Annotated in this window: 4 protein-coding genes; 2 read left to right on the forward strand and 2 right to left on the reverse strand. The window is 66.3% G+C overall.

Annotated features, from left to right (window positions below):
- The first annotated feature begins 39 nt into the window (after positions 1-39).
- A complete protein-coding gene (locus ABZW16_RS10020; protein WP_354954199.1) occupies positions 40-3,648 on the forward strand; it encodes a hydantoinase B/oxoprolinase family protein in 3,609 nt (1,202 codons plus the stop codon).
- Between the two features lie 104 nt (positions 3,649-3,752).
- Here ABZW16_RS10020 and ABZW16_RS10025 read toward each other — a convergent pair whose 3' ends face one another.
- Entirely contained in the window at positions 3,753-4,142 is a 390-nt protein-coding gene (locus ABZW16_RS10025; protein WP_354954201.1) for a TOBE domain-containing protein, read from the reverse strand.
- A gap of 172 nt (positions 4,143-4,314) precedes the next feature.
- Here ABZW16_RS10025 and ABZW16_RS10030 point away from each other — a divergent pair, with 172 nt between their 5' ends.
- Complete coding sequence (locus ABZW16_RS10030; RefSeq protein WP_354954203.1) at positions 4,315-5,130, forward strand: hypothetical protein; 816 nt, start codon at positions 4,315-4,317, stop codon at positions 5,128-5,130.
- 49 nt (positions 5,131-5,179) lie between these two features.
- On the opposite strand, the gene ABZW16_RS10035 is transcribed toward ABZW16_RS10030, so the two are convergent.
- A complete protein-coding gene (locus ABZW16_RS10035) occupies positions 5,180-6,610 on the reverse strand; it encodes a CCA tRNA nucleotidyltransferase (protein WP_354954205.1) in 1,431 nt (476 codons plus the stop codon).
- Between the last annotated feature and the right edge of the window lie 519 nt (positions 6,611-7,129).

Raw genomic sequence — 7,129 nt, forward strand, 5'->3', positions numbered from 1 at the left:
GCATGTGATCGACCAGCGCATTCAGCACAGGCGGCTCCGGTGACGGTCAGCGCCACCGCGCGCCCGGCGGACGGACCGGGCTGGCAGTTCTGGATCGATCGGGGCGGCACCTTCACCGATGTGGTGGCCAGGCGACCCGACGGCAGGCTCGTCACCCACAAGCTGCTCTCGGAGAATCCGGCGCGCTACGACGACTCCGCGGTGGCGGGCATTCGCGAAATCCTCGCGGACGCGGGGCAGGGCGACGCCGATATCGAAGCCGTCCGGATGGGTACCACGGTCGCCACCAACGCCCTGCTCGAGCGCAAGGGCGAACGCACCGTGCTGGTGATCACCGGGGGGTTCCGCGACGCGCTGCGCATCGCCTACCAGAATCGCCCGCAGATCTTCGCACGGGAGATCGTGCTGCCGGAACTATTGCACGAGCACGTGATCGAGGTGGACGAACGCGTCGCGGCCGATGGCACGGTGCTGACACCGCCGAACCTGGACGCGCTGGTCGAGGCACTGAGGCCGCTGTACGACAGCGGTATTCGCGCCATTGCCGTGGTCTGTATGCATTCGCACCTCTATCCCGCGCACGAACAGGCGATCGGCCGCGTCGCCCGCGATATCGGATTTCCGCAGATCTCGCTGTCCAGCGAGGTCAGCCCGCTGATGAAGCTGGTGCCGCGCGGGGACACCACGGTGGTGGACGCCTATCTCTCGCCGGTGCTGCGCCGCTACGTCCAGCAGGTCGCCGACCAGCTCACCGGCGTGCGACTGATGTTCATGCAGTCCAATGGCGGACTCACCGAGGCGGGCCAGTTCCGCGGTAAGGACGCCATCCTGTCGGGTCCGGCGGGCGGCATCGTCGGCATGGTGCGGATGTCCGAACTCGCCGGATTCGACCGCGTCATCGGATTCGATATGGGCGGAACCTCCACGGATGTCTCGCATTTCGCTGGCGAATACGAGCGGGTCTTCACCACTCAGATCGCCGGGGTCCGGCTGCGCGCGCCGATGCTCGATATCCACACGGTCGCGGCGGGCGGCGGCTCGATCCTGCACTTCGACGGCAGCCGCTACCGGGTCGGCCCCGATTCCGCGGGCGCGGTACCGGGACCCGCCTGTTACCGCGGCGGCGGACCGCTGACCGTCACCGATGCCAACGTCATGCTCGGGCGCATCCAATCCGAGTACTTTCCAAGGGTTTTCGGTCCGAGCGGCAGTGAATCGCTCGACGATGCGCTGGTCCGCGACCGATTCGCGGAATTGGCCAGCGAAATCGCCGAAAGCACCGGTGACGATCGCACCCCGGAACAGGTCGCCGAGGGCTATCTCGAGATCGCGGTCGCCAATATCGCCGCCGCGATCAAGCGGATCTCGGTGCAGAAGGGCCACGATGTCACCCGGTACGCGCTGACCACCTTCGGCGGCGCGGGCGGTCAACTCGCCTGCAAGGTGGCCGATTCCCTGGGCATCCGCACCGTGGTGGTGCCGCCGATGGCCGGTGTGCTCTCCGCGCTCGGCATCGGTCTGGCCGATACCACCGCCATGCGGGAGCGATCGGTGGAATTGCCGCTGCGCGATGAGTCCATGTCGCGCGTCGGCGAAATCGCCGACGATCTGGAGGCCCTCGCTCGCGCCGAACTACTCGGCGAGGATGTGCCCCTACACCGGGTGCGCGTCGCGCGCCGCGCCCAGCTGCGCTATGACGGCACCGATACCACGCTGACCGTGGCACTCACCGAACCGGCGAGCATGGCAACGGATTTCGTCGAGCGCCATCGCAAGACCTACTCCTTCGTACTGGACCGCCCGATCGTCATCGAGGCGCTTTCGGTCGAAGCGACCGGACTCACCGAACCACCCGATCTGGCCGATCTGGCCGGACGCGCGGCCACCGGCGAGCCCAGCTCCGTCCGGCTGCACACCGACGGCGCTTGGCGCAAGATATTCCTCTACCGGCGTGCGGAATTGGTACCCGGTAAGGCGGTACTCGGACCCGCCGTCATTACCGAGGACAACTCCACCACGGTCGTCGACGACGGCTGGCAGGCGGTGCTGAACGAGCTCGGGCATCTGATCATGGAACGCGTCGTGGTGGCGACCGGACCGCAGGCCGGTACCGAGGCGGATCCGGTGCTGCTCGAGGTCTTCAACAATCTGTTCATGTCGATCGCCGAACAGATGGGCGCGCGACTGGAGTCGACCGCTCAATCGGTGAACATCAAAGAGCGCCTGGACTTCTCGTGCGCGCTGTTCGATCCCGACGGCAATCTCGTCGCCAACGCGCCGCATATTCCGGTACATCTCGGATCGATGGGTACCAGTGTCAAGGAGGTCATCCGGCGCAGGCAATCCGGGGAGACGATGCGCCCCGGCGACACCTACGCCGTCAACGATCCCTACCACGGCGGCACCCATCTGCCCGATGTCACGGTGATCACGCCGGTATTCGACACCGCGGGCACCCAGATCCTCTTCTATGTCGCCTCGCGTGGTCATCACGCGGAGATCGGCGGCATCGCCCCCGGCTCGATGCCAGCGAACAGCCGTCGCATCGAGGAGGAGGGGGTCATCTTCGACAACTGGCTGCTCGTGGAGAACGGCCGGTTCCGGGAGGCGCAGACCTTCCGGTTGCTCGCCGAAGCGCCCTATCCGTCCCGCAATCCGGCCACCAATCTCGCCGATCTGCGTGCGCAGATCGCCGCCAATGCCAAGGGTGTCGACGAGGTCGGGAAGATGATCGAGCACTTCGGGCTCGATGTCGTCGAGGCGTATATGCGTCACGTGCAGGACAATGCGGAGGAATCGGTGCGCCGCGTCATCGACGCGCTCGACGACGGCGAATACGCCTACGAGACCGATCTGGGTGCCATCATTCACGTCCGGGTCACCGTTGATCGGGAAAACCGCAGCGCCACCATCGATTTCAGTGGCACCTCGGCGCAGCTGGACGGTAATTTCAACGCACCCTATGCCGTGGCGAACGCGGCGGTCCTCTATGTCTTCCGCACACTGGTCGCAGACGATATCCCGCTCAACGACGGCTGCCTGCGCCCGCTGAAGATCATCGTGCCGCCCGGCTCGATGCTCGCGCCCGAACCGCCCGCCGCGGTCGTCGCTGGCAATGTCGAGACCTCCCAGGCGATTACCGGTGCGCTGTACGCGGCGCTCGGAGTGCAGGCCGAGGGATCGGGCACGATGAACAATGTCACCTTCGGCAATGACCGCAGCCAGTACTACGAGACGATCGGTTCCGGTTCCGGCGCTGGCGACGGATTCGACGGCGCGCCGGTGGTCCAGACCCATATGACCAACTCCCGGCTCACCGACCCGGAGGTGCTGGAGTGGCGGCTGCCGGTACTGCTCGAGGAATTCTCGGTGCGCACGGGCAGCGGCGGCGCGGGTCGATGGCACGGCGGTGACGGTGCGGTGCGCCGACTGCGGTTCACCGAGGCGGTCACGGTATCGACGCTGTCGAGTCATCGGCGGGTGCCGCCCTACGGCATGGCGGGCGGCGCGCCGGGGGCCATGGGCCGCAACCGGATCGAGCGTGCGGACGGCACGGTGCAGGAGTTGCGCGGCGCAGATTCGGCGCAGCTGAATTCCGGTGACGTGCTGGTCATCGAGACACCCGGCGGTGGAGGATACGGTAGCTGAAGCTGGATGACGCGGCCGATATCGAGGCGCCTCGGCCACCACCCGGCACAGCGGGCCGCAGTCCGGCAAGGGCTTTCAGATTTCCGGATGGGATCACGACAGTCTCATTCGGCGGACGTTTCGACCGCGACCGTGGTCGCCGTCACGCTCGCCATCGCCACACTGCCCGGCTCCAGTCCGAGCTCGCGCACCGCCTCGCTGCTCATCAACGCCACCACTGTGAACGGTCCGCATTGCATCTGCACCCGAGCCATGACCATATCGACCACCACATGGGTAACCAATCCGGGAAACCGATTGCGCGCTGAACCGGCACCGCCGAAGCGAGTCCGAGCCTGTTCGACGGCCAGGGCCGCCAACTCCTCGCCCTCGATCACCGGACGGCCAGAGGCATCCTGTGCCGCCGCCAGTGCTCCGGAATCGATCCAGCACCGCACGGTGTCATCGCCGACACCGAGCAGTTCGGCCGCATCACGTATCCGGAGAGTCGCCACCGCGTCAGCATAATTCCGCAAATACGGATGAAATGCGCATATCGATCCGTAGATACGGACAGAATCGCCGCCGCATTCGGCCATGTCATTCCGTGGATACGCACTATTGCCCACTTCGTCACAGCCGCGAGCATGGTTGTGTTGGCCGAGGCCAAGTACGCTCGGAGCAATCATGGCCACGTATTTCGATCCGACGTCATGGTCACCGATGCGGGCCGTCGACTTGGGGAAGCGACTTCTCGACCAATCGCTGCTGGAACAGTGGCTCTCGTTCACCACCGCCTGGGTCGATCCGGTGGCCGACCTCGGTGCGGGCACGGTCACCGCGTTGATGCCGGACGTGCTGATGACCGTGCTGAGTGAGGGCATTCTCAGCCGGTTCGGCGGCCAAGAGGTCAGCGCCGCCCTGCTCGGCCACGACCTGCACGCCACGCTGCAGGTGCTCAAGGTGCGCCGCCGCGGCGCGCATTTCCAGACCAAGACCGTGCTGTCCAGGATGCGCTGGGACGATCACCCGATCGAACAGGTCACCGTGATCGCGCACGGGGTCCGCCTGGTACCCGGCGTGCCGACCAAGGTGCGGGCACAGCAGCTGGACCTGAACGGGACCGTCACCACCAAGGCGCTGGTCGGCTGGCTCAATACCCAACAGCCGAACTGGCAGCTCGGCATCGACGCGAGTGGACTGATCCGGGCGAAGCATCGACGCCGCCGCATCACCGCATTGGTGGAGGCGCAGGTGCGCGACAACCTGGTGACCGTCGAGATCCAGCGGGCGAGCTGGTCGGGCATGCGAATACCGCGAAATATCCTGGCCGTCCCGGCGATCCTGCTGGATCGGCTGCCGAATGACGCGCGCATCGTGCACGCCACCCGCGAGGGCGATCTGGTGCGCTTCCGGGTCGAACTGCCGCAGATCACCGGCTCATTCGAGCTGGCGCAGATCCGCTCGGCGATCGTGGCCGGGACCACGCTGATCGTCTTCTGACCGAGCAGCGAATCCCGTTTCCGCCCTGCGACATTCAGGCCCGGGACATTCAGCCCTGGGACTTCCACCATTCCAGCAGCGCGGCCTCGGCCTCGTCCCGGCTGAGCGGTCCGCGGTCCAGCCGCAGCTCCTTCAGGTACCGCCACGCCTTGCCGACCTCGGGCCCCGCGGGAATGCCGAGCAGCTCCATGATCGTGTTGCCGTCCAGATCCGGGCGGACCCGATCCAGATCCTCCTGCTCCTGCAGCCGGGCGATGCGCGACTCCAGCTCGTCATAGGTGGCGCGCAGCGCGGCGGCCCGGCGCTTATTGCGGGTGGTGCAGTCGGCGCGAACCAGTTTGTGCAGCCGGGGCAGCAGATCATCGGCATCGGTGACATAGCGGCGCACCGCCGAATCGGTCCACTGCCCCTTGCCATAGCCGTGAAAACGCAAGTGCAGGAACACCAGTCGCGCCACGTCCTCGGTGAACTGCTTGGGATACTTGAGCGCTCGCATCCGCTTGCGCACCATCTTCGCGCCGACCACCTCGTGGTGGTGGAAGCTGACGCCGCCGCCCGGTTCATTGCGCTTGGTATCGGGCTTGCCGATATCGTGCAGCAGCGCGGCCCAGCGCAGCACCAGGTCCGGATCGCCCTCCTCCAGGTCGATGGCCTGCTGCAGCACGGTGAGCGAATGCCAGTACACATCCTTGTGCTGGTGGTGCTCGTCGATCTCCAGCTTCATCGCGGGCACCTCGGGCAGCACCAGCTGGGCCAGACCGGTCTCGCACATGACGTTGATGCCGTCGATCGGATGTGCGGAGGCGATGAGTTTATCCAGTTCGGTGCGCACCCGCTCGGCGGTGATCCGCTCGATCTCACCCGCCATCGCGGTGATCGCGGCCCGCACCCGCGGCTGCAGTTCGAAGCCGAGTTGCGCGACGAAGCGCGCCGCGCGCAGCATCCGCAGCGGATCGTCATGGAACGAATCCTCCGGCGCCGCCGGGGTATCCAGCATTCCGGCGAGCAGCGCGTCCATGCCGCCGAGCGGATCGACGAACTCCAGCGACCCCTCGGCCCCGATCTTCACCGCCATCGCGTTGACCGTGAAATCGCGGCGCACCAGATCGCCCGCGAGCGAATCACCGAAGGTCACCTCGGGATTGCGCGACACCCGGTCATAGGTATCGCTGCGAAAGGTGGTGATCTCCAATTGCTGATCGGCCTTCGACGCGCTCACCGTGCCGAAGGCCAGCCCACCGGTATCCCACAGATGATCGGCCCAGCCGCGCAGCAACTCCTGCACCTGCTCCGGCCTGGCATCGGTGGTGAAATCCAGATCGGTCCCCAGCCGCCCGAGCACGGCGTCGCGCACACTGCCCCCGACCAGGTACAGCTCATGACCGCGCGCGGCGAACAACTCGCCCAATGGCGTCAGCACATCGGATAGCCGTCCGAGCGTGACCGCGGCCGCGGCCAGCAATCGGGTACGTCGATCCAACGCTGCATCCTCGGACTTGGGCGAAACCACGAGGTAGCAGCTTACCGAGCCCGCCCAACCGATATTCCAGCGCAACCCGCGCCGCCGCCACAGATATATAAGGCCAAACGCATGCGGGAAGCTGGCTATCGTGTGCCGCACATGAAGACCCAGCACCGCCAGAACAGTGCAACACCAGCTCGCAATACCCGAGCCACCACGGAGCGAGTCTTACGAACAGGGAGTTCGCAGCCCGTCTCGCGCCGCACCGTCGAAGCGCATGCGCCGCGGTCACGAGTCTCAACCGCTGGGCGGTGTACGCCCGGTGCCGAACGGTCCACACATCAGCGACCACCACGGAGCGAGTCTTACGAGCGACCCGTTCGCGGCCCGTCTCGCGTCCGAGCCGAAGGCTCGGCCATCGAACTCAGCCGAGTCGTCGAAGCGCATTCGACGCAGTCGCGAGTCTCGACGGCTCGGACGCGAGACGGGCCGCGAACGGTCGCTCGTAAAACAAGCACCGGGGTGGTAGCTGATGTG

This window comes from Nocardia sp. NPDC004604, from assembly GCF_040609795.1.
In the GTDB taxonomy this organism is placed as follows: domain Bacteria; phylum Actinomycetota; class Actinomycetes; order Mycobacteriales; family Mycobacteriaceae; genus Nocardia.